This window comes from Streptomyces sp. NPDC104371 (assembly GCF_055583785.1).
Window position 1 is genome coordinate 209,904 of sequence record NZ_JBVJNF010000010.1, and the last position, 25,017, is coordinate 234,920.

Below are 25,017 nucleotides of genomic sequence, written 5' to 3' on the forward strand. Positions count from 1 at the left end.
CCCCGGCCGGGACCGGGGCCCTCGCCGGACTAGCCCTTGCTGACCGCCGCCAGGATCTCCGGCAGGCGGCGCGCCGCGCGCGGGGCCGCGAGGCGGAGGCTGAGGTGCAGGATCAGCACCCCGTAGACGCAGCCCACGGGCAGCAGGAGCCAGGCCCGGTCGGCGCCGTCCGCGCTGGCGTTCAGCCAGATCGTCGCCGCGATCACGGGCGACGCGAGCAGGGCCGCCGAGACCATGCCGCCGACGATGGAGGCCCAGGCGATCCCGGCCTGCCCGGGGGCCACGTTCTTGTAGCCCTCCTGCGGTATCGAGTACGGGAAGCCGACCGAGCTCCACGTGCCCGTGGCCAGCATCGCGCCGAGCAGCGCGAAGGAGAGCCCGAGCGTCTCGGGCAGCTTCGCCCAGGCGTCGAGGAGCGCGGTCGTCACGACGCCGACGAGGGCGGTGTACGGCAGCGTGACCAGCAGCAGCGCCAGCGCCCGGCCGCGCAGCTCCGCGTACGCCTCGCGGGACGAGGAGATCGTCATCGCGACCATCCAGAACGCGGAGGTGTCCTGCCCGAACTGGTTGTACATCTGGATGCCGAGCATCCCGGCCGCGAAGCAGGCGAAGTAGACCGAGCCGGTGCCCTGGAGGGCGTTGAAGACCGGCACGATCATCCCGATCGCGAGCGCGGTCACCCAGGCCGTCTTGGTCTTGGGGTCACGCCACATGTAGCGCAGGGTGCGCTCCATGACCGTGCCGGTGCGGCCCGCGGGCAGCAGCCGGGACAGGTTCGCCGAGGAACGCTCCTTGGGCCCCGGTTCGGCGGCCTGGAGCGTGGACTCGTCCGGCGAGGTCATCAGCTTCGTCAGGCTGCGTGACCACAGCGCCAGCAGGCCCGCCAACGCCGCCGCGCTCAGGAGCAGTTGGGCGACGCCGACACCGTACGACCCCTGGCTCACCGACTCCACCGCGCCGACCGCGGAGGCGGGCGGCACCCAGCGCACGACCTTCCACACCGGCTCCAGTTGGGCCAGCCCGCCCGAACCGAGCCGCTGTGCGGCGAAGTTGACCACCTGCGCGCCGATCGCGATGACCAGACCGCTCAGGACGGCCAGATCGCGGCCCTTGCGGCTGGACAGCAGCCGGATGTTGGCGGCGGCGACGGCCCGCGCGAGCGCCACGCAGATCAGCAGCGCGAGGACGGTGGCGACGACGGCGGTGGAGAAGGCCGCCGCGCCGTGCGCCACGGAGATCACCGAACCCACCAGCAGACACAGCGTGAACAGCGGGCCGATGCCGACCAGGGACGCCGTCAGCAGCGCCCGGACCAGGGGCAGCGGGCGCAGCGGCAGCATCACCAGGCGCGTGGGGTCGAGCGTCTCGTCGCCGCTCGGGAAGAACAGCGGCATCACCGCCCAGCCGAGCGCCACGGTCGCCGTGCCGAGCACCGCGACCGTGCCCGCGTGGTCGTTGCCGCGCAGCAGGACGAGACCGAGCATCTGCAGCGCGGCGAACAGCAGCGAGAAGACGATGGACGTGACGTAGGCGGCCCGCCGTCCGGTGGACTGCCGCAGCCCGTTGCGCAGCAGCGACAGCTTCAGCCGGACGAACGTGGCGGTGAGGCCGGTGGTCGGTGCGGTGTTCATCGGGCGCCGCCGCCGAGCCAGTCGAGGTCGGCACCGGCCGTACGGCTGCCCGCGCCCACCAGTTCCAGGAACGCCTGCTGGAGGGTCGGCGCGTCACCGCGGACCTCGGCGAGCGGGCCGTGCGCGCGGATCCGCCCCGCGACCATCACCGCCACCCAGTCGCACAGCGACTCGACCAGCTCCATGACGTGCGAGGAGAAGACGACCGTGGCGCCGGAGGAGGTGTACCGCTCCAGGACGCCGCGGATGGTCTGCGCGGAGACCGGGTCGACGCCCTCGAACGGCTCGTCGAGGAAGAGGACTTCGGGGTTGTGGAGCAGGGCGGCGGCCAGCCCGATCTTCTTGCGCATACCGGTCGAGTAGTCGACGACCAGCTTGTGCTGGGCCCCGGCCAGGTCGAGGACGTCGAGCAACTGCGTGGCCCGCTTGTCGACCTCGGCGCCGGGCAGCCCGCGCAACCGGCCGGTGTACGCGAGGAGTTCGCGCCCGGAGAGGCGCTCGAAGAGCCGCAGCCCCTCGGGCAGGACACCGATACGGGCCTTCACCGCGACCGGGTCGCGCCAGACGTCGTGACCGGCGATCTCGACGGTTCCCTGGTCGGGGCGGAGCAGCCCCGTGACCATGGACAGGGTGGTCGTCTTCCCCGCGCCGTTCGGCCCGACGAGCCCGATGAACCGCCCCGCGGGAAGCTCCAGATCGATCCCGGAGACGGCGATCTGCTCACCGAACCGCTTCCAGAGCCCTTGCACCCGTACGGCGGCCGTACCTGCCCCAACCTCGTTCATACGACCACCTTACGGGGCAGGGGTACCCGTACCGGACACGGAGTCGTAACGCTCCAAAGGGCCCGCCCCGGGCGGGAACGACCCACCGTGACGGACAACTCACGGTCCCGGCGCGGAAGTTCCCGCGTCCGGCCGGACGGGGCGGACCGGCGCCTACCGGTCCCGCCCGCAGGCGTAGGCCAGGGTCGAGATCAACTCCTCCGCGTCCGGCAGCCATCGGTTCTCGGACGTGGGGCGGCACGCCCACTGCACGGGCCCCCGCAACCCGTACCGCGTGGGCGGCGCGGCCACGTAGGTGCCCTCGCCCAGGGCGACCAGGTCGAGGGTGGCCGGGGACCAGCCCAACTCCCGTAGCAGATCGGGCACCTTGGCCGCCGCGCCGGGCAGCACGAAGAACTGCATGCGCCCGTCCGGCGCGTGGGTCACCGGCCCGAGCCGCAGCTCCATGCGCTCCATCCGCGCGAGGGCGAGCAGACCCGCGGTCTCCGGTACGTCGATCGCGTCGAACGTGCGCCCGACGGGCAGCAGGATCGACGCGGTGGGCTGCTCGGACCACAGGCCGCGCGCGACGGTCGCGCTGCCGGTCGCCTGCGTCGCCCAGTCCTCGCGCGCCGGATGCGCGCCGGGCGCGGGGCAGGCCGACTCGCCGCAGGAGCAGCGCAGCGTCCCGTCACGGGCCTCCAGCCAGGTCCCGGGGAACACGTCCCAGTGACGTTCTTCGACGTACCGTACGGCGGCTTCCGCGATCGAATCGCCGCGCCGCTTCGGGATGTGGGCAGCCTGAGGCCCCGCGATGGTCTCTTCCACGATGAACTCAACTCCTGCTGTCACCGGGGGTTACGCCCGCCCTCTCAGCCGCCGTCGCCCGCCCCGGAAACGGATGGTGGGCATGTCCCTTTTATCTCACATGCGCGGGGGAGGGGCACCGCGCCCTCGGCCGGGGCGCATGGATGCACGCGCGGGGGCGCGCAAGAGGATCGGGGACGGCGGCTGGGTAACCACGAGTGGGGTACTGCATCAGCCTTTACCTCGCAATCCCCGTATGTCTCGCATTACCCGTATGTCCCCGGGGCATTGATCTGCACGGCCGGACCTTTCGGTGCATACGAGGACGAATCCGAGATTCCGGCCGAGGACGACACAGCAACTCGGTGCACGGGCAGGCACCGCAGCCACCCGGCGAGTGAGCCGAAGGGGCGCGCCCCGGAGGCGAACCGAGCCATGAACATGGGGGTACGCCATGGCCGCAAGGCCTCTCGTCGCGCGGCAGCCGAACGAACGGTTGCAAGCGCTCATCCAGGAAGCGGGCTGCTCCAACGCGGGGCTCGCCCGCCGGGTCAACATGTGCGGCGCGGAACACGGTCTCGATCTGCGCTACGACAAGACGTCCGTGGCCCGTTGGCTGCGGGGACAGCAACCACGGGGCCGGGCCCCGGCGATCATCGCGGAGGCGCTCGGCCGCAAGCTGGGACGCACGGTCACGATCGACGAGATCGGCATGGCCAACGGCAAGAACCTCGCCTCGGGCGTGGGCCTGCAGTTCTCGCCGACGGTGCTCGGCGCCATCGAGCAGGTCTGCGAGCTGTGGCGCAGCGACGTCGGGCGCCGCGACTTCCTGTCCGGCTCGTCGGTGGCCGCCTCGGCGCTCGTCGAGCCGAGCCGCGACTGGCTGATCTCCCTGCCGGACGCCCAGGTCGCGCGCTCCGGCGGGCCACGCGTGGGGCCGTCGGACGTCGCGGCGGTACGGGCGATGACGCAGGCCCTGGTCGAGCTGGACCACCAGTTCGGCAGCGGCCATGTGCGCCCGGTCGTCGTGCACTACCTCAACAGCGTCGTCTCGGGGCTGCTGGCGGGCTCGTACCGGGAGGCGGTGGGGCGCGAACTCTTCGCCGTCGTCGCGCGGTTGACGGAACTCGCCGGGTACATGGCCGTCGACACCGGGCAACCCGGGCTCGCCCAGCGGTACTACATCCAGTCGCTGCGGCTCGCGCAGGCGGCGGGGGACCGGGGCTACGGCGGCTATGTGCTCGCGGCCTCCATGAGCCATCTCGCGGCGCAGCTCGGAAACCCGCGTGAGATCGCGCAGTTGGCGCGTGCGGCCCAGGAGGGCGCGCGGGGGCGGGTGACTCCGCGTGCCGAGGCGATGTTCCACGCCGCCGAGGCGCGCGGGCACGCGCTGCTGGGCGATGTGCGGTCGGCGCAGCTCGCGTCCGGGCGCGCGGTCACGGCGCTGGAGGCGGCCGATACGGCCTCCGGGGACGACCCGGCGTGGATCGCCCACTTCGATCACGCCTATCTGGCCGACGAGTTGGCGCACTGCCACCGGGATCTGGGGCAGGCGGAGGCGGCAGCGCGATGCGCGGAGGAGGCCCTCGCCGGGCACCCCGCGTCGCGGGCCCGGCGCCGGGCGATCGGCTTCGTCCTGCTGGCCACCGCGCAGGTGCAGCAGCGCGAGGTGGAACAGGCCTGCGCCACCGGCCTGAAGGCGGTGGACCTGCTCGGCTCCCTGCGCTCCAACCGCGGCGCCGAGTATCTGGAGGACTTCCAGCAGCGGCTGGAGCCGTACCGGGACGAGGCGGTGGTACGGGAGTTCGGGGCGCGGCTGGAGCTGACGACGGCGGCATGAGGGCACCCCCGGGGCCGGGTCACCGGCATGGACTTCGCCCCGGCTCCGGGGGCGCGCCATGGCTGTTCAGGGACGAGAGGGGGCATAAACAGCGTTCCGCGCGGCGGAATTGTTACGCCCTGGGAACGAGGGCGGAGTACGTCCCGTCCGGCGTGGCATGGGGCTCCGGGGACCCGGTAGCGTGAGCCGACGATTCCGCCAGTCCCCCATTCGTAGGAGTCCCGGTGACGCAGAGTGGACAGGGCGAGGAGCCCTCGGCGCAGCCCGCGCGCGAAGGCATCGCGCTGCCCTCCGACGGTCATGCCGCCCAGTCGGGCAGCCAGACCTGGGGCGGAGCGTGGGGGCCGCAGCAACCGGCCCAGTCGCCGCCCACCCAGACCTGGGGCCTCGACACGGGGCAGACCTGGGACGCGCCGGAAGCGCAGCAGTCCTGGGGAACCTCCGACCCGCACGCGAGCTGGGGCGGGGCCCAGGCCGGGCAGACGCAGGGCGGGCACGCCCAGCCGCTGCCGCCGCAGACGCCCCCGGGCGCGGGCCCCGGACCGATGCCGCCCGAGGCCGCACCGCCGGCCCCGTACGGACAGCACGCGTCCCAGGGCGGACACGCGATGCCGCACACCGCCGACGACGAGGGCGCCACGCAGTACATACCGCCCGTCGCCGCCGACGAGGGGGCGACCCAGTACATACCGCCGGTGGCCCCGGGGGCGATGCCCGCCGAGAGTCCCGCGGCGCACCCCGACGAACAGGCCACGCAGTACATCGCGCCCGTCACCGGCGGCCCCGGCCCGGACCCGTACGGGATGCCGTCGGGCGCTCCCGGCGGCGACCGGCACCCGCCGTCCGAGTTCGACAACCTCTTCCGCAACGACGCGGGCGGCGCCGATTCCACCCAGCAGATGCCGCAGCTCGACACCGCTGCCCCGCCGAGCGCCCCGCCGAGCCCCCCGGTGGGCCGGGCGGCCGGACGGCGCGCCAGTGGCGGCCGTCCCCCGTCGCGCGTGCCGCTGATCGCGGCCGTCGGCGTGGGCATCGCCGTCGTCGGCATCGGCGCGGGCGCCCTGCTCGGCGCGGGCGGCGGCAGCGACAGCAACACCGACGACAACAAGACCGTCGCGGCGACCGGCCCCGTCGAGGAGCCCTCGGAGTCGGCGTCCCCGTCCCCGGCCGCCGACCCGGCCAGGGAGCAGGCCGTCGCGCTCGACAAGCTCCTCGCCGACAGCGGCAACAGCCGCGGCAGCGTGGTCAAGGCGGTCGGCGACGTCAGGAACTGCCAGAACCTCGACCAGGCGGCCACCGATCTGCGCAACGCCGCCGGGCAGCGCAACGAACTGGTCACCCGGCTGTCCGGGATCGCGGTCGACAAGCTGCCCGGGAACGGCGAGCTGACCGCGGCGCTCACCAGCGCGTGGAAGGCGTCCGCGGCTGCCGACAACCACTACGCCGCCTGGGCGAACCAGGCCAAGAAGGGCTGCAAGAAGGGCCACGCGCGCCACACCAACCAGGCCGCGGCGGGCGACCGGTCGAGCGGTACGGCGACGGCCCAGAAGGCGAAGGCCGCGCCCCTGTGGAACGCCATCGCGCAGAAGTACGGCCTGACCCAGCGCCAGCCGACCCAGCTCTGAGCGCGGGCGGCCGGGAGCGCCGGGAGGCGGGGGCTGATGATCCGGATTCACGAGGAACGTACGATCGGTGACCGTGCAAGGTTCGGAGAACTCTTCCCGCAGTGGCCGTCGCTCCTCCACCATGGGCGTCATGCCACTCAATGACATGCCGTGGTGGCGCTGGCGCAGCAACGTGCGTTCCGCGCTGCACATGCTCTCCGACCCGGCGTTCCAGCGGGACGTCTGGCTGGCCCGTGTGGACGGGTACGGAGACGTCACCGACGCCGTGTACCGCCTGGTCGAGGACACCTGGCTGGACAACTGGTCGGCGGAGAAATACGTCGGGACGATCTTCCGTGACTCGCAGGAGGCGGCCCTGGTCGACACCGCGGTGCTGCGCGTGCTGCGGATCATGCACCAGGTCGGGCCGGACGCGCCGGTCGAGGCCTATCTCGACCACCACGGCTGGCCGGAGGCGGTCCGGGCGGCCCGCGACGCGCACGTCCGGCTCGCGAGCAGCGACGGCGAGGACCCGGACACCCCGCCGCGCACGCTCGACGTCCTGCGCGTCCTCACCCGGATCGCATAGCCGGGCACGGGGCGTCCGCGTGGCGGAACGCCTCGTCGCGAAGGTCCCCGGACGTGAGACCCTGGCGTGCATGAACGAGCTGTCCGCCCCGTCCTCGGCCCCTGACCAGTACGTCCTCACCCTCTCCTGCCCGGACAAGCAGGGGATCGTGCACGCCGTGTCGAGCTATCTGTTCATGACCGGCTGCAACATCGAGGACAGCCAGCAGTTCGGGGACCGCGACACGGGACTGTTCTTCATGCGGGTCCACTTCACGGCGGAGGCCCCCGTGACCGTGGACAAGCTGCGGGCGAGCTTCGCGGCGATCGGTGACTCCTGCCAGATGGACTGGCAGATCCACCGGGCCGACGAGAAGATGCGCATCGTCCTGATGGTCAGCAAGTTCGGCCACTGCCTGAACGACCTGCTCTTCCGTGCCCGGATCGGCGCCCTGCCCGTCGAGATCGCGGCCGTGGTGTCCAACCACACCGACTTCCAGGAGCTGGTGGGCTCGTACAACATCCCCTTCCACCACATCCCGGTGACGAGGGACACCAAGCCGGAGGCCGAGGCCCGGCTGGTGGAGCTGGTGCGTGAGCTGGACGTCGAGCTGGTGGTCCTCGCCCGCTATATGCAGGTGCTCTCGGACGACCTGTGCAAGCGGCTCAGCGGCCGGATCATCAACATCCACCACTCCTTCCTGCCGAGCTTCAAGGGCGCCAAGCCGTACCACCAGGCGCACGCGCGCGGTGTGAAGCTCATCGGCGCCACCGCGCACTACGTCACGGCCGACCTGGACGAGGGCCCGATCATCGAGCAGGAGGTCGAGCGGGTGGGCCACGGCGTGACCCCGGACCAGCTCGTGGCGATCGGCCGCGATGTGGAGTGCCAGGCGCTGGCCCGCGCGGTGAAGTGGCACGCGGAGCGCCGCATCCTGCTGAACGGCCGGCGCACGGTCGTCTTCGCCTGACGGAGACCCCTTACCGGGGACTCCTCACATCCGGCTCAGCGACGCCGCCGCGAACAGCACCTCCCTGATCGCCTCCCGGTCCCCTCGCTGACCCACGGCGGCCTCCTCCGGCGGCACATGCCCGGCGGCCAGGCGGCAGAACTCCACGCTCTCGAGCACCACATGCGCCACCTCGCGCTCGACGGAGTCCTCCGCACCCTGTGCGTGGGCGTCCAGCGGGATCATCCATTCGCCGCCGCCCCGGCCCTCGATCTCCAGCCGCAGACAGCGCCCCGGAGCGCCGACGGCGACCAGCCGCCGGGTGCGGCCGGGCGGCCCTGTGCGGGCCCGCCGCCGGGCCAGCGCCCGCGGGAGCTTCTTCGCGGCCAGGCCGATCATCCCGCTCAGATGACGCGCCGCGGGCGGCTCGTAGGGATAGTCGACCGCGGTCGCGATGTCCTCCGCGTGCACCCAGCAGGCGAACGCGCGGTCCAGCATCGCGTCGCGCAGCGGCAGTTCGCACGCGCCGTACGGCACCGTGAGCCGCCCGGTGCCGCTGCCGGTGAAGGACACGGTCCGCACCAGGTCGTGGCTCTGCTCCCGCCAGGGGTTGCGGACGGCACGGGTCGGCGGGAAGCGCGACGCGCGCCAGTACGCTTCCGTGCGCCCCTCCGGGGTGCCGTGCTCCGGGGTCGTGTCCCCGAGCGGATCGTCCAGCCCGAGGGCCACCGCGACCAGTCCGTCGACGGAGAGCAGATGGGCGATGACCCCGGCGACGGTCGTACGACGGCTCGCCGGAGCGGCCCCGTCGAACCACCGCAGCCGTACCGGCGTGTGCCACTCGGCGTCGCGCATGTCCTGGAGCAGGGCGTCCAGCCGCGCCGCCTCCGCCTCGTACGCGGCGGCCCACTGCGGGACCGGGATACGGGGCGGGCGCCGCCCGAGGCAGCTCTCCAGCACGCGCGTGCGCAGCGCGGGATCGAGGTCGAGGGTCTCGGCGGGGTGCAGCAGCCCCACGGCCGCGCGTAGTTGCCGTGCCTCGTCCGCGCAGGGGCCGCAGCCGCCGAGGTGCTCCTCCACGGCCGCCGCCTCCCGCGGCGAGCAGGCGGCGAGCGCCCACGCGCCGAGCAGCGACTTCAGCACCGGATGCGAGAGCGTGGGCTCGGCGGGCCTCTCGGCGCCGGGCGTGCCGGACATCCGCAGGCGGCCGGGGCCGCCCTGACGCGGCACCTTCGCCTCCCATGTCCAGCTCGCGTCACCGGCTCCGGGCACGTGCGGCCTCGGCCGCCCGGGGACGCCGTACCGCGCGGGATCGCCGTACGTCTCGAAGCGCTCCGCTCCGGTCACCACGCCGCCTCCGGTCCGGGAGGGGCGCCCGCGGGTTCCGACTCGTGGGCCGAGGCGACCAGTTGGAGTCCGAGCCGGAGCCGACGGCGGGCCTCGTCCTCGGTGATGCCGAGGTCGGCGGCGGTCTGGCGGTAGTCCCGGCGCTGGAAGTACGCGCGCTCCAGCGCCGCGCGCAGCGGCACCGGCATCGAGGTGACGATGTAGTCCGCGCGGGCCGCGACCGAGGCGTCGCGCACCTTGCGCTCCAGGTCCTCCCGGGTGCCCCGGCCGCCCCGCGTGAGCGCCGCGGTCTCGGTGGCGCGCAGCCGTTGCACGGCGAGCCGGTGGGTCAGTGTGGCCACCCAGGAGCGCAGCGGGCCCTGCGCCGGGTCGTACGACTCCGGGGTCTCCCAGATGTGGGCGAACACCTCGCGCGTGACGCGATCGGCGGCACCCTCGTCCCCGAGGACGCGCAGGGCGAGGCCGTGCACGAGGGAGGCGAAGCGGTCGTACAGCTCACCCAGCGCGGCGGCCTCGCCGCGGGTGAGGCGCTGCTGCATCGTGCGGTCCCACCGGGACGGTGCGTCCTTCTTCGCCATGCGGCCCCCACCCTGCTCGTGCCGTGCTCGCCACGGATGTCATGTTCCGGTCCCGCCCCTGCCCCCGCTCCCCGAATGTAGTCGGCGCACCGCACGATGCACGCCCCTTTGCGGCAATGTGCGCCCCTGGACGCGCCGCAGATGGTAAGAGGACGCCGGATCGCACGCGGTGTTTCACCGGGAGGTCTCGGGGCAGCCGCCCAAAGGGAACGTTCCGGTTCCGACCGGGCACGGGCGAGCATGGAGGCACAGGCGGTGACGTTCGGGACGAGCTACGAGGTCCGCGGCGAGTGGGCCGTGCTCCGGGTGGCGGGCGAACTGGACGTGCTCACCTCGCAGATGCTGCGCCGACGGGTGCACGACGCGGTGGCGGACGGGCGTCACCGGCTCGTCCTCGATCTGACCGAGGTCGTCTTCTGCGACTCCAGCGGCGTCGGTGTCCTGATCGCCACGCGGCGGCTGATCCGCTCCTGCCAGGGCCGGCTCCGGCTGATCCTGCCCGGACCCGGCGCCGCCGTCACGTCCCGGCCGGGCGGGACGGGCGGCGGGGGAGTGGCGCATGTCGAACGGGTCCTGGCTGCCCTCGGTGTGCGCCGCCTCTTCGACGTCCACCCGGACGTCGCCTCGGCCACCGCCGCGGCCACCGCTTCGGCCGCTGTCGAGGGGCCGGATCCGCAGCCGGCCGGGGCGCGGACCGTGGGCTTGGGCGCGGATCACTCCGAATGTCACGGACTGTGACAATTCAGGGGTGTTGAGTGGTGATGCAGGGTTGTGTCCTATGCGTGACTTGTCACGGGCTGGAGTCGGCCGGGGGCTCCGGTACCTTGTGTGGGATGCGAGCGGTTTCGAGTCGGATCCACCCCGGTGCGGCCTCTGTGGCGATGCCGGGTGGCGCGGTGCGCGCCGCTCGCGGGGCAGGGCGGCCCTCCGCGCCTGTCTGTTCGACTAGCCGTGGCAAGCGTCGCACAGTATGCCGCACGCGTACTCCTTCGCGCTGGAATATGCCCGAAGCGCTTGTTGGGGTGACTGTACGTCAACCATGCTGTCGTGCAAGGGAATCACGGTGCGTGACCTTGGTTCCCGCCATGCAGACGATGACCACGATCGTGGCGCTTGTGAGGCGCGAGGCGATGTGTCCGCCGGTTCGGATGGTGTGAGCGGTGCAGGTGCTTCAAGTGCAACTGGAGGTCCGGCCCGACCCCGCGGAGGTGGGGCGGGCCCGGAGATGGGCCAGGTCGCGGCTCGCCGGTTCCGGGATAGGGGCGGACGAGCCGCTCGCCGAGACGCTGGTGCTGCTCGTCTCCGAACTCGTCACCAACGCCGTCGTGCACACGGGCTGTCCCGCTGTGCTGCGCCTGCTGCTCACGGGTGTACGGGACGATCCCTCGGGCGCCCCGGCCGGTACGGTCCGGCTCGAGGTGTCGGACGCCAGCGCCCGTCCGCCGGTTCCCCGCTGCGCCGAGGGCGACGAGACGGGCGGCCGGGGGCTGGAGCTGGTCGACGGCCTCGCCGATCGCTGGGGCTGGGACCCGGAGGGCGTCGGCAAACGCATCTGGTGCGAGGTCGACCGCTGCGGCGCGGCGGTCGCGGGCGGGGTGGCGGTGTGCGGGGCGGCACAGGTGTCGCCGTTGCCGGAGTTCGCGTACGGCGCGGTCTGACGCGGGTGTGCCCCGGCGGTCCGGGGGCGGGGGCATGCGCGTGGGCATACGGCCCACGGGCTCCGCTTCCCTGAGATGATCCGCCGCCGAGTGCGCCGGTTCATGCTTCCGTGCGCGCTGCCGTCAGCACGGCATATAGGGATGAATCCCCTACGCGGCGTTGACGCGGCGTATCCATATGATCACTCTGGAGGTCGGCGATTCGCCGCGAGGGGACGCCGAGGGGTGGGTGACGGGAACCCTCGGTGAGTGCGGATCGTGATCGGCGTCGGCTCCTTACAGGGGCGGACGGTCTCCGGGGGGAGGTCGTCCGTGGGGCAGCACGGGTACGCCGAGCCGGGTGGCGGCGCGCGATGCCGTGTTCGGGGGAGGCGGGGGAGACCTTCCGCTCGGGCGCGGACCGGAGGGGGTGGCGCGCCGCCCGCCGGTGCCAGGGGGAGCGCCCCGCTTCTCCACAGGCTGTGGACAGCCCTTCACGACGCGGCTCTTCGCGACTCTGACTCTTCGCGACTCCTCGCGGCTCGTCGCAGTTCTTCAAGGCGCTGCCGACTCCCGGCAACTCACCGGCGCTGACGCGTAGTTGTCCACAGGCCCGGACGGGCCATGGGCCAGTGTCAGACCCCTCCCCTATTGTCACGGCATGACCTACCGCGATGTGGCATCCCGACCGGTGCTGACCTGGGCCGTGGTGGCCGTCGGCGCCCGGATGCCGGTCGCCATGGCCCCGCTCGCCCTGGTCTTCCTCGCCCGTGACCGCCCCGGTGGTTACACCCTGGGCGCGACCTTGGCCGCCGTCTACGTGATCGGTGAGATCCTCGGCGCCCCGCTCCTCGGTATGCGGCTGCGCCCCGACCCCGCCCGCCCCCATCTGGTCGCGGGCCTGGCGGCCGGTGCCGTCGGGTTCGCGGGCCTGGGCGCGTTCCCGTCCGCGCATCCGGTGGTCCTTGCCGCGTTCGCGTTCCTGGCCGGTGGTGCGCCGGCCGCCGCGCCCGGCGGGCTGCGCGCGCTGCTCACCGCGCTCGTCCCGCAGCGGGCCGTCCCTCAGGCCCTGTCCGCCGAGTCGATGCTGATGTCCGGCATATGGGCCGTCTCCCCGGCCGCCGTCACCGGCCTCGCGCTCGGTGTGGCGCCCCGGCTGCCGCTGCTGCTGGCGGCTGCGCTGATGGCCGCGTCCGTGCCGGGCCTGTGGCTGCTGCCGCCCGGCTGGGACACGGACTCCACCGAGGGCGAGGGCATGTCGACGCTGCGGCTGCTCGCCCGCGCCTGGCCCGTGTATGTGACGGGCGCGGCCAGCCTGGCCCTGCTCTCCCTGGCCGAACTCGTCCTGCCCGCCCTGCTGGAGCAGCGCGGCGTGGCCGTCGGCTGGGCGGGCCCGCTGCTGACCGGGCTCTCCGTGGGCTCGGCGGTGGGCGCGTTCGTGTACGGGCTGCGCTCGTGGCCGGGCGGACTGGCCGCGCGGAGCGTGGTGCTGATGTGCGGCCTGTCGGCCTGTGTGACGCTGGCCGCGTTGATACCGGGCACGGCCTGGATCGCCGTCTTCCTCGTTGTCGCGGGTGTGTTGCAGGCGGGCGCGATGGTCACCCGCAATCTGTCGCTGCGGGAGGTCGTCCCGGCCGGTGCCCTGGCGGCGGGCTACTCGGTGATGTACGCGGCGGTGGGCGTCGGCTACGCGGCCACGGGCTCCCTCGCGGGCGCCCTGCTCCACTTCGTCGCGCCGTCGACGGCGATCCTGGCCGGTGTCGCCCTCACCCTGGCGCTCACGCTGGTGGGCGCCCTGGGCGAGCGCGTACGGCGCCCGGCCTCAGCCCCCGTCGGCGGAGGGGACACGGGCACCCGCGCCCAGGTCACCGACGCGGAACGTACGCCGGTACGCGGTGGGGGTGACCCCGAGCGCCCCTTGTAGGTGCTGGCGCATCGACTGGGCCGTGCCGAAGCCGGCGTCCCGCGCCACCTGGTCGACGGACAGATCGGTGGACTCCAGCAGATGGCGGGCCCGTTCGACGCGCTGCTGGGTCAGCCACTGGCCGGGGCTGACGCCGACCTCCTCGCGGAAGCGCCGGGTGAAGGTGCGTACGGACATGGACTCCTGCTCCGCCATGTCGCGCAGTTGGATCGGCTCGTGGAGGCGGCCGAGCGCCCAGGCGCGGGCGGTGGTCGTGGTCGCCCGCTGCGGCTCGGGCAGCGGGCGCTGGATGTACTGCGCCTGGCCGCCGTCGCGGTGCGGCGGGACCACGGTGCGGCGGGCCACGTCGTTGGCGATGGCGGTGCCGTGGTCGCGGCGCACGATGTGCAGGCACAGATCGATACCGGAGGCGACCCCGGCGGAGGTCAGGACGTCGCCGTCGTCGACGAACAGCACGTCCGCGTCGACCCTGACCCGCGGGAAGAGCCGCTGGAAGTGCTCGGCCGAGGCCCAGTGCGTGGTCGCCGGGCGGCCGTCGAGGTGACCGGCGGCGGCCAGGACGTACCCACCGGTGCAGATCGCGACGAGCCGGGTGCCGGGCCGGATGTGTGCGAGGGCGGCGGCCAACTCGTCGGTGAGCACGCCCTGTTCGTACACCGGGCCCAGTTCGTACGAGGCCGGTACGACCACGGTGTCGGCGGTGGCCAGGGCCTCGGGGCCGTTCTCGACCAGGATGGCGTAGTCGCCGTCCGTCTGCACCGGGCCCGGCGGCCGGACCGAGCAGGTGACGACCTCGTACAGCCGTTGCCCCCGGCTGTCCTTGGCGAGCCGGAAGATCCGCTGTGGGATGCCCAGTTCGAAGGGCAGCAGCCCGTCGAGAGCGAGGACGACGATCCGGTGGCGGCGGAACCCTTCGACAACGGCCATGGCCCGATCCTAACGAATGCTGTCCTTCGGGCCACTCGAACGAGGGGCGCCGGAGACCGGATGCTCTACGGCGTGACCCAGACAACCGCCACCGTGACCACAGCCGAGCAGACGGGGCCCGGCCGCCCGAGCACCCGTGTCCACCGTGCCTGGTTCGTCGCCGCCGTCGCCTTCGTGACGATCATCGGAGCGGCGGCCTTCCGCTCGCTGCCGAGCCTGTTGATCGACCCGCTGCACCAGGAGTTCCACTGGTCGCGCGGCACGATCAGCGCGGCCGTGTCGATCAACCTCGCGCTCTACGGGCTGACCGCGCCCTTCGCCGCCGCGCTGATGGACCGCTTCGGTATCCGCAAGGTCGTCGCCGTGGCGCTCGCGGCCATCGCGCTCGGCTCGGGCGTGACCGTCTGGATGACCGCGGCCTGGCAACTCCTGCTGTGCTGGGGCCTGTTGGTGGGCGTCGGCTCGGGCTCGATGGCGCTGGCCTTCGCGGCGACGGTCACCAACCGCTGGTTCACCGAGCGGCGCGGCCTGGTGACCGGCATCCTCACCGCCGCCTCGGCCTCCGGACAGTTGATCTTCCTCCCCCTGCTGTCCTGGATGGTCGAGCGCCACGACTGGCGCCCGGCCGCCGTGACGGTGTCCCTCGCCGCCGTCGCCGTCATCCCCTTCGTCTGGCTGCTGCTGCGCGACCACCCGGCCGACGTGGGCCTGAAGCCGTACGGCGCGCGGGAGTTCGTACCGAAACCGGAGCCGGTGACCGGGGCCGCCCGCCGTGCCGTCACCGTGCTCCTCTCGGCGGTGCGCACGGGCCCGTTCTGGCTGCTGGCCGGCACCTTCGCGATCTGCGGCGCCACCACCAACGGCCTGGTCCAGACGCACTTCGTCCCGGCGGCCCACGACCACGGCATGCCGGTCACGGCCGCGGCCTCGCTCCTCGCGGTCGTCGGCGTCTTCGACGTGGTGGGCACGATCGCCTCGGGCTGGTTCACCGACCGCTTCGAACCGCGCCGGCTGCTCGCCGTGTACTACGCCCTGCGCGGCATCTCGCTCCTCTTCCTGCCCATGCTGCTGGCCCCCGCCGTCCACCCGCCGATGATCTTCTTCATCGTCTTCTACGGCCTGGACTGGGTCGCCACCGTCCCGCCCACCCTGGCGCTGTGCCGCGAACAGTACGGCGAGGACAGTGCGATCGTCTTCGGCTGGGTGCTCGCCTCGCACCAGGTCGGCGCGGCCCTGATCGCCTTCCTCGGCGGCGTCGCGCGGGACGCGTTCGGCTCGTACGACGTGGTCTGGTACGCGTCGGGCGCACTGTGCGCGGCGGCGGCCCTCATGGCGTTGGTGATCCGCAGGGTCCGCGGCTGAGGTGGTCGACGGACCGTCAGATCGGCAACGGATGCGGTTCAACTCCCGTACAGAGCAAGGGCGTACGCTGCGCGGATGGCGTGGAGGGGGAACCGGCCGGGGGCCGGACGCATCGATGCGGGTCCGGCGAAGGCGGATTGGGCGGCGGCCGTCAGGGCGTTCGCGGTGCAGCTTCCGGTGGTCGGTCTGATCTCGATGGTCTACGCGGCGACCCGGGCCCACGTCGGCATCGGCTACGGCGGCACCCTCGGCCTGCTCTACCTCCTGCCCGTCCTGCTGCTGATCCTGCCGCTGCTCGGCCTGGTGCACGCGGCCGTGCACACCATGCCCGCCGCCGCGCTCGCCCACCTCGTGTTCCGGCGCGCCCGCGGGCCCCGTTGGGCCTGGCATCTGCTGTGCGCCGGGGCGGTCGCGTCGGCCTGGGCGGGGCTGGCCGCGCTGCTCCTTGGCTGGTCGTTCGGCACGGTGAGCGGATGGCTCACGGGGCTGGTCGTCCTGCCCGTGCTCTGGATCGCGTACGAGCGAAGCCGTGCGGAAGCGGTGGGGCGGGCGCCGGGGTGGTGGGGCGCCTGGCTCCGCGCGGCCTTCGCCTCCTGTCTGCTGTGCGGGGCGGTCGGCGCGGGCGCCGTGCTGGGCACCCGGGTCTGAGCGGGAACGCCACGCGCCCGCCTCAGCGCGCGGCCCGCCCGCGTTCCGCGCGCCGTGCCACCGTCCGCGCGATCTTCTGGGCGTCCAGGGCCAGTTCACGGAGCATGCCGCTGATCGGGTTGGTGAACCCGGTGAAGTACAGGTCCGGGGCGCTCCGCGGGGACCGGCCGCCGCGCACGACCGGCCTGCCGCGGCCGTCGAGGACGTCGAGGTGGCCGACCAGCCCCTCCAGCGCGCGCCGGTATCCGGTCGCGGCGATCACGGCCTCGGGTTCGATCCGGTTGCCGTCGGCGAGGACGACCGTGCCGCTCTCGAAGCGCTCGACGGCCGCCACGACCTCGACCTTCCCCTTGCGCACGGCCTTGACGAGACCGACGTCCTGCACGGGGATCGCGCCGTCGGTGACGCGGGAGTAGAGCCCGGTGTCGGGCCGGGGCAGCCCGTGCGCCGACAGGTCCGGCACGCTGACCCTGGCCAGCGGCCCGGCCAGCGCGTCGACCAGCCGTACCGGCAGCCGCCGGACGAGGATCGCGGTGAACTGCGCGGCCCAGCCCAGGGTGGACCGGCGCAGGATGTGGGGCGCCGTACGCACCGAGAGCCGCACCCGCGCGGCTCCGCCCTCCACCAGGTCGACGGCGATCTCGGCGCCCGTGTTGCCGACGCCGACGACGAGGATGTCGCGCCCGGCGTAGGGCCGCGCGTCGCGGTACTCGCGGGCGTGCAGGAACGCGCCGGTGTACGTGTCGCGGCCGGGCCAGTCGGGCACGCGCGGCGTGTGGTTGAAGCCGGTGGCGACGACGACCGCGCTGCCGGTCAGTTCCCGGCCCCCGGTGGCGCGCAGCAGCCAGCCGGTGCCGTCCGGGGCGGGCTCGACGCGCGAGACCTCGACGCCGGTGACGATCTCCAGCCGGTGGTGTTCGGCGTACTTCTCGAGGTAGCGCACCACGTTGTCGCGGGACACCCACCGCCCGAACGACCGGGGCATCGGCAGTCCGGGCAGGGCCGAGAGACGGCGCGTGGTGTGCAGGCGCAGCCGGTCGTAGTGGCGCCGCCAGGACGCCCCGACCCGGTCGGACTTCTCCAGGACGACGGCCCGTACGCCCCGCGCGCGCAGCGCGTACGCCGCGGCGAGCCCGCCCGGACCGCCGCCTATGACATAGACCGGCCGGTCCTCGTGGGACGGCACCGAGGAGCGCGGCGAAGCAACTGTCGAGTCGGCCATGAGCGGGAGCGTAGCCATGGAGGCGGTTGATGGGTCTCGGTCAAGATCGGAATGGGTTGCGAATCGATCACGCCTGCAAGAACTTGCCCGTATCTGAATCAACTTGAAGGGAACGGATCGGTATGTGACCCCCGCACCGCAGGCCCTTGATTGAATGGCCCGATGGCCGGCATACACGATGACCCCCGTCCCCACCCCTTCCCGGAGCTGCACGGCCACGGCCTGCGGCTGACCTCGTGGGACCCTGACTCGGACGCCCATGTGGAGGACTGGTTCCGGGGGCTGACGGACCCCGACTTCGTCCGGTGGAACACGCCGCTCGTGCCCGTCGAGACCAGGGACGACGCACGGAGGTCGCTGCGGTCCAAGGCGGTCCAGGCGGCCAAGGGCGTCGATCTGACGTTCCGGGTCACCGACGCGGCCGACGGCACGGCCCTCGGTGTGGTCAGCCTCAGCGCCATCGATCATGTCTTCCGGACCGCCCGCGTCGGCTACTGGGTACTGCCCGAGGCCCGCGGCCGGGGCGTCGCCACCCGCTCTCTGACCGTCGCCGCCCGCTGGGGCCTGACCGAACTGGGCCTGTACCGCCTGGATCTGGGCCACGGCATCGGCCACGACGCCTCCTGCCGCATCGCCGAGCGGTGCGGCTTCCGGTACGAGGGCACGCTGCGCGGTGCGATGCCCGCGCCGGGCAGCCCCGAGCCGTTCAAGGACGCACATCTGCACGGACGGATCGCGAGCGACCCCGAGCCCGCGGCGCCGTGATCGTACGACGGGCGTAATCCGCGTGCGGACGGCGCTCGGTCACGGGATCGTGGGCCGCATGACCTCCGACGCGTACGACTGGCGGATCACCGACGACCTGGCGGAGTTCCTCGGCCGGGCCGGTGCCTTCCTGCGGTCCCGACCCGCCCTGCACACCGTCCAGTTGACGGTCACCGACAAGCTGCGGACGCACGGGCCGGCCGCGCTCGGACCGCGGCCGCCGTACTTCGGCTGGCTCGCGGACGAGGACGGCACCGTACGGGCCACGATCCTGCGCACACCGCCGTACCAGCTCAACCTCACCGCGCTCGACGCCGGGGCCGCCGAGGCGCTGGCGGTCCGGCTCGCCGAGGACGGGTACGCGATCCCGTCGGTCGGCGGACCGGCCGAGGCGGTCGCCGCCTTCGCCACCGCCTGGGAACGCCGCACCCGGAGCCCCGCCGCGCTGGAGCGGCGCCACCGCCTCTACCGGCTCGGCACCCTCACCCCGCCGAAGCCCGCGCCGCCCGGCCGCGCCCGGACCGCCACGGCCGAGGACCGCGCCCTGGTCGCGCGGTGGTACACCCGGTTCCACACGGACATCGGCGAAACCGGGCGGCAGGACGCGGACCGCTGGGCCGCCGCCCGTATCGCCCACGGCGGGGTCACGCTCTGGGAGACGCCGGACGGCACGCCCGTCGCCATGGCGGGTGCCATGCCCGAAGTCGCCGGGCAGGTCCGCGTGGCCCCCGTCTACACCCCCGCCCCGCTGCGCGGCCGTGGCTACGCGGGCGCGGCCACCGCGGCGGTCACCCAGGCGGCGCTCGACTCCGGCGCCGCGGAGGTCCTGCTCTTCACCGACCTCGCGAACCCCACGAGCAACGGCCTGTACCAGCGGCTCGGTTACCGGGCGGTGGCGGACTTCGCGGTGTACGGATTCCCGGCGTAGGCGCGGGGCGAGCCAGGGCGGGTCAGGGCCACAGAAGGTCCCTGGCCCATCCATCGTCCGTACGGCGGTAGACCAGCCGTACATGGCGGCGCTCCGCGTCTCCCTGGAAGAACTCCACCTCCACGGGCCGCAGGCGGTAGAGCGTCCAGGACGGGACCGGGGCGTCCGGCTCCCGCCGCGCCCGCTCCCAGGCCGCCGCCGACGCTGTCGCCAACTCCTCGGTGGAGCCGAGCACTTCGCTCTGCCGGCCGGTCAGCGCCGCCGCCAGCGCACCGGTCGAGCGGGCCCGCAGATCCGCCCGCGCCTCCCCCGCCGACGCGGGCGCGACCGGGCCGCGCAGCCGGATCTGGCGGCCCTGCGCGGACCAGTAGAAGCCGAGGGCGGCATACGGACGGGCCGCGAGCTGCCCGCCCTTGCGGCTTCCCGCGTGCGACGCGAACGCCCAGCCGTCCGCGTCCGCGCCGTGCAGCATCACGATCCGCACGTCCGGGGTGCCGTCCGGGTCCGCGGTCGCCAGCGACATCGTGTGCGGCTCGGGCTGGCCCGCCGCCACCGCCTGCGCGAACCACTCCGTGAACAGCTCCAGCGGCTCCGCGGGCGCCGACGCCGGGTCGAAGCACGGCAGTCGGGTGTTCTCCGGCGCCCACACCCGCAGCGACCCGAGCAGTTCATGAAGATCCGTTGCCATGCCCCGAGTATCACCGACATGAGCAGCGGGCGGTGGCCCACCGAAGTGGACCACCGCCCGCATGACAGAACAGAGGTCTGCGCAGCCGACCGGACCGGCGCGCCCGAGCGCGCGCGGCGGTCGCTCACCGCATCGCGTGCTACTTCGTCGGCTTCCTCCCCGTCACGCCCAGGTGCACCAACAGCGCCAGATTCGGCTTGAGTTCGGACTGCTTGACCCCGAAGCCCTTCTGGTGCGAGGCCACCGAGGCGAGCATCGCCACCAGCGAACCGGCCACGGCGGCCGGGCTCACGTCCTTGTCGACCCGGCCCTTGGACTGGAGCCCGGCGATCGAGTCGGCGAGGGGGTTGTTCACGGAGTTCAGTATCTTCATGCGCAGCTTGTGGAAGCGCTTGTCGCCCTCGGCCGCGCCCAGGTCGACGACGCGCAGGATGGCGTCGTTACGGCGCCAGAAGTCCAGGAAGCCGTCCACGAGTTCCTGCGCGGTCTGCCAGCCGGCCTTGCCGGCCCACGAGCGACCTTCGAGCAGTTCGCCGAGGCCCACGCCGTCCGCGGCCATGTGCTCCGCGATCTCCAGGACGGCGCCTTCGACGTCCGGGAAGTACTGGTAGAAGGTCGCGGGAGATGTCCCCGCCCGCCGGGCGACATCAATGACTTTGACGTCCCGGTACGGCGAGGAGCTGAGCATCTCGCTGAGGCAGTCGAGCAGCTTCTGCCGGGTCGCCTGCCCTCGCCGACCGGCCACGCGGCCGTCGACGGTGCGTACTTGTCCTGTCATGCCGTCAGCTTACCGAGGGGTGATCGGAGCGCGATTTGGCTGACTGCAAATGGGGAGTGCGGCAGCTCCAGGCCCCTGAAGAGGGAGTACGTCCGCGCGCGACCCGAGTGAAGCGCCGTTAGCTTGGGTGGTATGGCCGAAACTCCGCCATCGCCGCGCACCCCGCAGAGCGCCGCCTTCCCCGAGGGCGTCCCCTGCTGGATCGATGTCCAGTTGCCCGACGTCGAGGCGGGACGGCGGTTCTACGGTGAGCTCTTCGGGTGGACCTTCGAGCCCGCGCACGGCTCCTCCGTGTGGGCACGGCTCGACGGCCGGGTGGTGGCCGCGCTGGTGCCCAAGCGGGACGGACGGATGCCCACGGTCTGGACGGTGTACTTCGCCGCGCCCGACGTCGCCGCCCTCGCCGGGCGGATCCGGGAGAGCGGCGGCCAGGTCGTCATCCCGCCCACCCCCGTGGACACCCTCGGCACCGCGGCCCTGGCCGCCGACCCCGAGGGCGCCGTCTTCGGGCTGTGGCAGGCGGGCACGCACGCGGGCTTCGGCAAGCGGCACGAACCCGGCTCCTTCACCTGGGCCGAGCTGTACGCGCGGGACACCGCCGCCGTGAACACCTTCTACACACGCCTCTTCCACGACGCCCTCTTCGGGCCGGGCGCCGCCCCCGACTTCGGGCGCGCACCGCTCCAGGACGTCTTCCCCGCCGAGATGCCGCCCCACTTCCTCGTCCACTTCGGGGTCAGCGACGGCGCGGCGACGCTCGCCGCGGTGGCCCGGCTGGGCGGCCGGGTCCAGGTGCCGCCGTTCGAGACCTCGTACGGAAGGGTGGCGGTCGTCACGGACGACCAGGGGGCGTCCTTCGCGCTGCTCCAGCGCTGACGAGGGCGCTCGCCCGCCCCCTGGAACACCCTTGCCCCCTACCCGAAAGCCACCCTCGCGTGGTTTTGTCCTGAGACACCCCTGTCCGCCCCCGGGTTCGCAACCAGTGGCCTGGACAGGAAGAATCAGGGTGCGTGCCGCCATGGCGGTGCGGTGGTGAGACGCTGCACGAGGTTGCGTACTCAAGGTGGACGACGCGACCCGTACGGGGAGGTGGCAGGCAAGTGGTGGATCAGCTGACGCAGCACGATCCGCGGCGCATCGGGCCGTTCGAGGTGCTGGGCCGGCTGGGTGCCGGCGGCATGGGGCTGGTCTATCTCGCGCGCTCGGCGTCCGGCCGACGCGTGGCGATCAAGACGGTGCGTACGGAACTCGCCGAGGACCAGTTGTTCCGGGTCCGCTTCACGCGCGAGGTCGAGGCCGCGCGGGCGGTCTCCGGCTTCTACACGGCGGCCGTGGTCGACGCCGACCCGCGCGCGGCCGTGCCCTGGCTCGCCACCGCCTATGTGCCCGCGCCCTCCCTCGAGGAGATAGTGACCGAGTGCGGGCCGCTCCCGGCCCAGGCGGTGCGCTGGCTGGCCGCGGGCGTGGCCGAGGCGCTGCAGTCCATCCACGGGGCGGGCCTCGTCCACCGGGACCTGAAGCCCTCCAACGTCCTCGTCGTCGAGGACGGCCCCCGGGTGATCGACTTCGGTATCGCCTCCGGAGTCTCGAACACCCGTCTGACGCTGACGAACGTCGCCGTCGGTACGCCCGCCTATATGTCCCCCGAGCAGGCGAAGGACTCGCGCAGCGTGACCGGCGCGAGCGATGTCTTCTCGCTCGGCTCGATGCTCGTCTTCGCGGCGACGGGGCATCCGCCCTTCCATGGCGCGAACCCCGTCGAGACCGTCTTCATGCTGCTGCGCGAGGGCCCGGACCTGACGGGCCTGCCGGACGAGCTGCGTCCGCTCATCGACTCCTGCATGCAGATGGAGGCACCGGCCCGCCCGAACCCGGCCGACCTCCAGGCCCAGCTCGCGCCGCATCTCTTCGGCTCGGGCTCCGACGACAGCGGTACGGCGTCGGCGTGGCTGCCCGATCAGGCCGTCGGCCTGATCGAGGCGCGCCGCGGCGGGCGCCCGCCGCACCGGCCGGCCCCCACGCACCACCGCGGCGTCGACCCGCGGCCCGTCCCGGCCCCGCCGTCGCAGGCGCCCGTGCCCGTGCCGGTCGGCGCGCCCGACTCCGGGCCGGTGCGGCTCGCGGGCGCGTCCGTGCCGATCGGCCCCGGACCGCGGGTCGCCGACGCCCGTGCCGCCGCGGTGAAGGCGCCGCCCCCGGAGGCGGGCCTGGTCTCGTCCTGGTCCCGGCCCACCGGCGGCGTGAGCGGCGCCGCGCCCGCCGTGCCCGCTCCGGCCACGCCTGCGGAGGCGGCGCCCAGCGGCTGGCGGCCCTGGCGCTTCCGGATGTCGAACGACGTCTGGGGCACGCCCGCGGTCGACGGCGACCTGGTCTACGTGACGTCCTTCGAGGTGCACGCGCTGGACGTGGCGACGGGCCGCCGTCGCTTCAAGACGCGGGACGTGGCCTGGTCGATGGCGGTCGCGGACGGCCGTGTCCACGCCTCCGACGGGCCGACGCTGTTCGCCCTGGACGCCCGGGAGGGCGGGGACCTGTGGCGGCTGTCCACGGACGGCTGGGTGTACGCGCTCCAGGCCGACCGCGGCACGGTCGTCACCGGGACCCGCGGTGGCGGCATCCAGGCCTGGGAGGCCTCGAACGGCCAGAAGCTGTGGGAGGTCACCGGGGCGCAGACGGACTTCGAGACGCCCGAGGCCGGGCCGGTGGTCCAGGACGGCACGGTGTACGTGTGGAAGGACGCCCGGCTGCGGGCTCTTGAGGCACGTACGGGCGAGGAGCGCTGGTCCTACCCGATCGGCGACGCGGCCTCCTGCGGTGGCGTTCCCGTACGGCTGACGCAGGCGCCCGACGGCTATGTCTACGTCTCGGCGGGCACCCGGGTCCTGGCCATCGAGGTGGCGAGCGGCATGGTGCGCTGGCACTTCGAGGCCCCGGCGGTGTTCCTGTGCCCGCCGACCTTCGTGCCGGGCCCGGCGGTGACCGGCGGTGGCGTCTACCTCGCCGACTACCTCGGTACCGTCTACGCCCTGGACGCGACGGACGGCCGTGACCGCTGGCGCATCGCCACGGAGGCGCGGGCCGCGGTCGAGCCAGTGCTGGTGGCCGGGGGCCAGGTCCATGTCGGCAGCGGCAAGGGCCTCTACACCCTGGACGCGGTCACCGGCACGCCCAAGTGGCGCTTCCAGGTGGGCGGCGAGGTCGTGGGCTCACCGGTGGTGGCCGAGGGCCGCATCCACTTCGGCTCCACGGACCACCTGCTGTACACCCTGAAGGCCGACGACGGCCGCCTGCGCTGGAAGCTGGCCACGGGCGGCGAGATCACCGGCGCACCGGTGGTACGGGACGGCGTGGTCTACGCCTGCAGCAAGGACCGCTGCGTATACGCCCTGGACGCGGAGAAGGGCACGGGCACGGCCCGGACGACCTGAACGTGGGCCGGGGGATGTGATGCGTGCGCAGATACGACCGTAGGGCCGAGCGTGTGCTCGGCCCTACGTGCGCGTCGGGTTCCCGGTCAGGTCGCGTGGGCGTTGTCCGTGGTGACAGGGGTGCCCGTGATGTGGACGTTGTTCGTGTCGACGTCCGTGGTAACGGGAGTGCCCGTGATGTGGGAGTTGGCGAACGCCGGGACCGACGTTCCGAGCGCGGCTGCGGCGGCGACCGCGACGGTCACGACAGCCTTCTTGGCGCGAGTCATTCCAGCTCCTGTGGAAGTGGGGCTTCTGAACGATGAGTGACGTTAGCGCCAAAGGACGTAACTGTTCGAGAAGGTAGGCCAGTTCGCGCCAGGGATTGACGGGAACCCGGTGTACGACACACCTCGGCCGCGACGGCTCCCCCTCCGCGCCGCCGCGGCCGATCCCCGTGTGGGAAGAAGGTCTACTTGGGCTCGGACGTGATGTGCGCGTTGTCCGGCTTGAAGACGCCGTTGTCCTCGCCCTCCGTGATGTGGGCGTTGTCCGGCTTGAAGATGCCGTTGTCCTCGCCCTCCGTGATGTGGGCGTTGTCTTGCTTGACGAACGGCTCGTCCTTCGTCACGTCGCTCATGCT

24 protein-coding genes are annotated in these 25,017 nt (G+C 73.1%); 13 read left to right on the plus strand and 11 right to left on the minus strand.

The annotated features are described in order from the left end of the window. Window positions 1-29: 29 nt before the first annotated feature. From ACZ60T_RS27595 to ACZ60T_RS27605, 3 genes are all read right to left on the minus strand, one after another. On the minus strand, window positions 30-1,631 hold the full coding sequence (locus ACZ60T_RS27595) for a transporter (protein ID WP_365624554.1): 1,602 nt from the start codon (window positions 1,629-1,631) through the stop codon (window positions 30-32). Next, entirely contained in the window at window positions 1,628-2,416 is a 789-nt protein-coding gene (locus ACZ60T_RS27600; protein ID WP_365624551.1) for an ABC transporter ATP-binding protein, read from the minus strand. Before ACZ60T_RS27600 ends, ACZ60T_RS27595 begins: the two co-directional genes overlap by 4 nt. A gap of 153 nt (window positions 2,417-2,569) precedes the next feature. Then, window positions 2,570-3,223: a bifunctional DNA primase/polymerase gene (locus tag ACZ60T_RS27605; RefSeq protein ID WP_469668298.1), complete on the minus strand. Its 654-nt coding sequence runs from the start codon at window positions 3,221-3,223 to the stop codon at window positions 2,570-2,572. A 433-nt stretch (window positions 3,224-3,656) separates the two neighbouring features. On the opposite strand from ACZ60T_RS27605, the gene ACZ60T_RS27610 reads away from it, so the two are divergent. The 4 genes from ACZ60T_RS27610 to purU all read left to right on the plus strand — a co-directional run bounded on the left by ACZ60T_RS27610 (window position 3,657) and on the right by purU (window position 8,184). Next, window positions 3,657-5,042 (plus strand): transcriptional regulator, encoded by a 1,386-nt coding sequence (locus ACZ60T_RS27610; protein ID WP_469668300.1) that lies wholly within the window; start codon window positions 3,657-3,659, stop codon window positions 5,040-5,042. A gap of 224 nt (window positions 5,043-5,266) precedes the next feature. Continuing rightward, window positions 5,267-6,667 (plus strand): hypothetical protein, encoded by a 1,401-nt coding sequence (locus ACZ60T_RS27615; RefSeq protein WP_469668301.1) that lies wholly within the window; start codon window positions 5,267-5,269, stop codon window positions 6,665-6,667. 67 nt (window positions 6,668-6,734) lie between these two features. Next, window positions 6,735-7,235, plus strand: a complete 501-nt coding sequence (locus tag ACZ60T_RS27620; RefSeq protein ID WP_365624539.1) for an SCO4402 family protein — start codon at window positions 6,735-6,737, stop codon at window positions 7,233-7,235. Window positions 7,236-7,305: 70 nt separating this feature from the next. Beyond that, window positions 7,306-8,184 carry a formyltetrahydrofolate deformylase gene (gene purU, locus ACZ60T_RS27625; protein ID WP_365624536.1) on the plus strand — a complete coding sequence of 293 codons (879 nt, stop codon included), beginning with the start codon at window positions 7,306-7,308 and terminating at the stop codon, window positions 8,182-8,184. A gap of 24 nt (window positions 8,185-8,208) precedes the next feature. Here purU and ACZ60T_RS27630 read toward each other — a convergent pair whose 3' ends face one another. Together ACZ60T_RS27630 and ACZ60T_RS27635 are read right to left on the minus strand one after the other, a co-directional pair. Next, on the minus strand, window positions 8,209-9,360 hold the full coding sequence (locus ACZ60T_RS27630; protein WP_469668361.1) for a zf-HC2 domain-containing protein: 1,152 nt from the start codon (window positions 9,358-9,360) through the stop codon (window positions 8,209-8,211). 146 nt (window positions 9,361-9,506) lie between these two features. Continuing rightward, window positions 9,507-10,088, minus strand: coding sequence for a sigma-70 family RNA polymerase sigma factor (locus ACZ60T_RS27635; protein WP_469668303.1), 582 nt, complete (start codon window positions 10,086-10,088; stop codon window positions 9,507-9,509). Between the two features lie 240 nt (window positions 10,089-10,328). On the opposite strand from ACZ60T_RS27635, the gene ACZ60T_RS27640 reads away from it, so the two are divergent. From ACZ60T_RS27640 to ACZ60T_RS27650, 3 genes are all read left to right on the plus strand, one after another. Next, complete coding sequence (locus ACZ60T_RS27640; protein ID WP_469668304.1) at window positions 10,329-10,826, plus strand: STAS domain-containing protein; 498 nt, start codon at window positions 10,329-10,331, stop codon at window positions 10,824-10,826. 422 nt (window positions 10,827-11,248) lie between these two features. Next, window positions 11,249-11,746, plus strand: coding sequence for an ATP-binding protein (locus ACZ60T_RS27645; RefSeq protein ID WP_469668305.1), 498 nt, complete (start codon window positions 11,249-11,251; stop codon window positions 11,744-11,746). Window positions 11,747-12,386: 640 nt separating this feature from the next. Beyond that, entirely contained in the window at window positions 12,387-13,649 is a 1,263-nt protein-coding gene (locus tag ACZ60T_RS27650; protein ID WP_469668306.1) for an MFS transporter, read from the plus strand. Here ACZ60T_RS27650 and ACZ60T_RS27655 read toward each other — a convergent pair. Beyond that, window positions 13,548-14,576 (minus strand): GlxA family transcriptional regulator, encoded by a 1,029-nt coding sequence (locus tag ACZ60T_RS27655; protein ID WP_469668307.1) that lies wholly within the window; start codon window positions 14,574-14,576, stop codon window positions 13,548-13,550. The genes ACZ60T_RS27650 and ACZ60T_RS27655 overlap by 102 nt on opposite strands. 60 nt (window positions 14,577-14,636) lie before the next feature. Here ACZ60T_RS27655 and ACZ60T_RS27660 point away from each other — a divergent pair, with 60 nt between their 5' ends. Then, window positions 14,637-15,938: an MFS transporter gene (locus ACZ60T_RS27660; protein ID WP_469668308.1), complete on the plus strand. Its 1,302-nt coding sequence runs from the start codon at window positions 14,637-14,639 to the stop codon at window positions 15,936-15,938. 75 nt (window positions 15,939-16,013) lie between these two features. After that, entirely contained in the window at window positions 16,014-16,586 is a 573-nt protein-coding gene (locus ACZ60T_RS27665; protein WP_365624518.1) for a hypothetical protein, read from the plus strand. A gap of 22 nt (window positions 16,587-16,608) precedes the next feature. On the opposite strand, the gene ACZ60T_RS27670 is transcribed toward ACZ60T_RS27665, so the two are convergent. Further along, complete coding sequence (locus ACZ60T_RS27670) at window positions 16,609-17,808, minus strand: flavin-containing monooxygenase (RefSeq protein WP_469668309.1); 1,200 nt, start codon at window positions 17,806-17,808, stop codon at window positions 16,609-16,611. 162 nt (window positions 17,809-17,970) lie between these two features. On the opposite strand from ACZ60T_RS27670, the gene ACZ60T_RS27675 reads away from it, so the two are divergent. Further along, window positions 17,971-18,573, plus strand: coding sequence for a GNAT family N-acetyltransferase (locus ACZ60T_RS27675; RefSeq protein ID WP_469668310.1), 603 nt, complete (start codon window positions 17,971-17,973; stop codon window positions 18,571-18,573). 58 nt (window positions 18,574-18,631) lie between these two features. Then, window positions 18,632-19,501 (plus strand): GNAT family N-acetyltransferase, encoded by an 870-nt coding sequence (locus tag ACZ60T_RS27680; RefSeq protein WP_469668311.1) that lies wholly within the window; start codon window positions 18,632-18,634, stop codon window positions 19,499-19,501. A 22-nt stretch (window positions 19,502-19,523) separates the two neighbouring features. Here ACZ60T_RS27680 and ACZ60T_RS27685 read toward each other — a convergent pair whose 3' ends face one another. Together ACZ60T_RS27685 and ACZ60T_RS27690 are read right to left on the minus strand one after the other, a co-directional pair. Further along, entirely contained in the window at window positions 19,524-20,189 is a 666-nt protein-coding gene (locus ACZ60T_RS27685; protein ID WP_469668312.1) for a pyridoxine/pyridoxamine 5'-phosphate oxidase, read from the minus strand. Window positions 20,190-20,328: 139 nt separating this feature from the next. Continuing rightward, on the minus strand, window positions 20,329-20,967 hold the full coding sequence (locus tag ACZ60T_RS27690) for a TetR/AcrR family transcriptional regulator (protein ID WP_365624502.1): 639 nt from the start codon (window positions 20,965-20,967) through the stop codon (window positions 20,329-20,331). A 132-nt stretch (window positions 20,968-21,099) separates the two neighbouring features. Here ACZ60T_RS27690 and kbpA point away from each other — a divergent pair, with 132 nt between their 5' ends. Both kbpA and ACZ60T_RS27700 read left to right on the plus strand, forming a co-directional pair. Next, window positions 21,100-21,843 carry an AfsK-binding protein KbpA gene (gene kbpA / locus ACZ60T_RS27695; protein WP_469668313.1) on the plus strand — a complete coding sequence of 248 codons (744 nt, stop codon included), beginning with the start codon at window positions 21,100-21,102 and terminating at the stop codon, window positions 21,841-21,843. Window positions 21,844-22,067: 224 nt separating this feature from the next. Further along, window positions 22,068-24,395 (plus strand): outer membrane protein assembly factor BamB family protein, encoded by a 2,328-nt coding sequence (locus tag ACZ60T_RS27700; RefSeq protein WP_469668314.1) that lies wholly within the window; start codon window positions 22,068-22,070, stop codon window positions 24,393-24,395. An 86-nt stretch (window positions 24,396-24,481) separates the two neighbouring features. On the opposite strand, the gene ACZ60T_RS27705 is transcribed toward ACZ60T_RS27700, so the two are convergent. Continuing rightward, on the minus strand, window positions 24,482-24,664 hold the full coding sequence (locus ACZ60T_RS27705; protein WP_365624493.1) for a hypothetical protein: 183 nt from the start codon (window positions 24,662-24,664) through the stop codon (window positions 24,482-24,484). A 182-nt stretch (window positions 24,665-24,846) separates the two neighbouring features. Then, window positions 24,847-25,014, minus strand: coding sequence for a hypothetical protein (locus ACZ60T_RS27710; RefSeq protein ID WP_365624490.1), 168 nt, complete (start codon window positions 25,012-25,014; stop codon window positions 24,847-24,849). Window positions 25,015-25,017 lie beyond the last annotated feature (3 nt).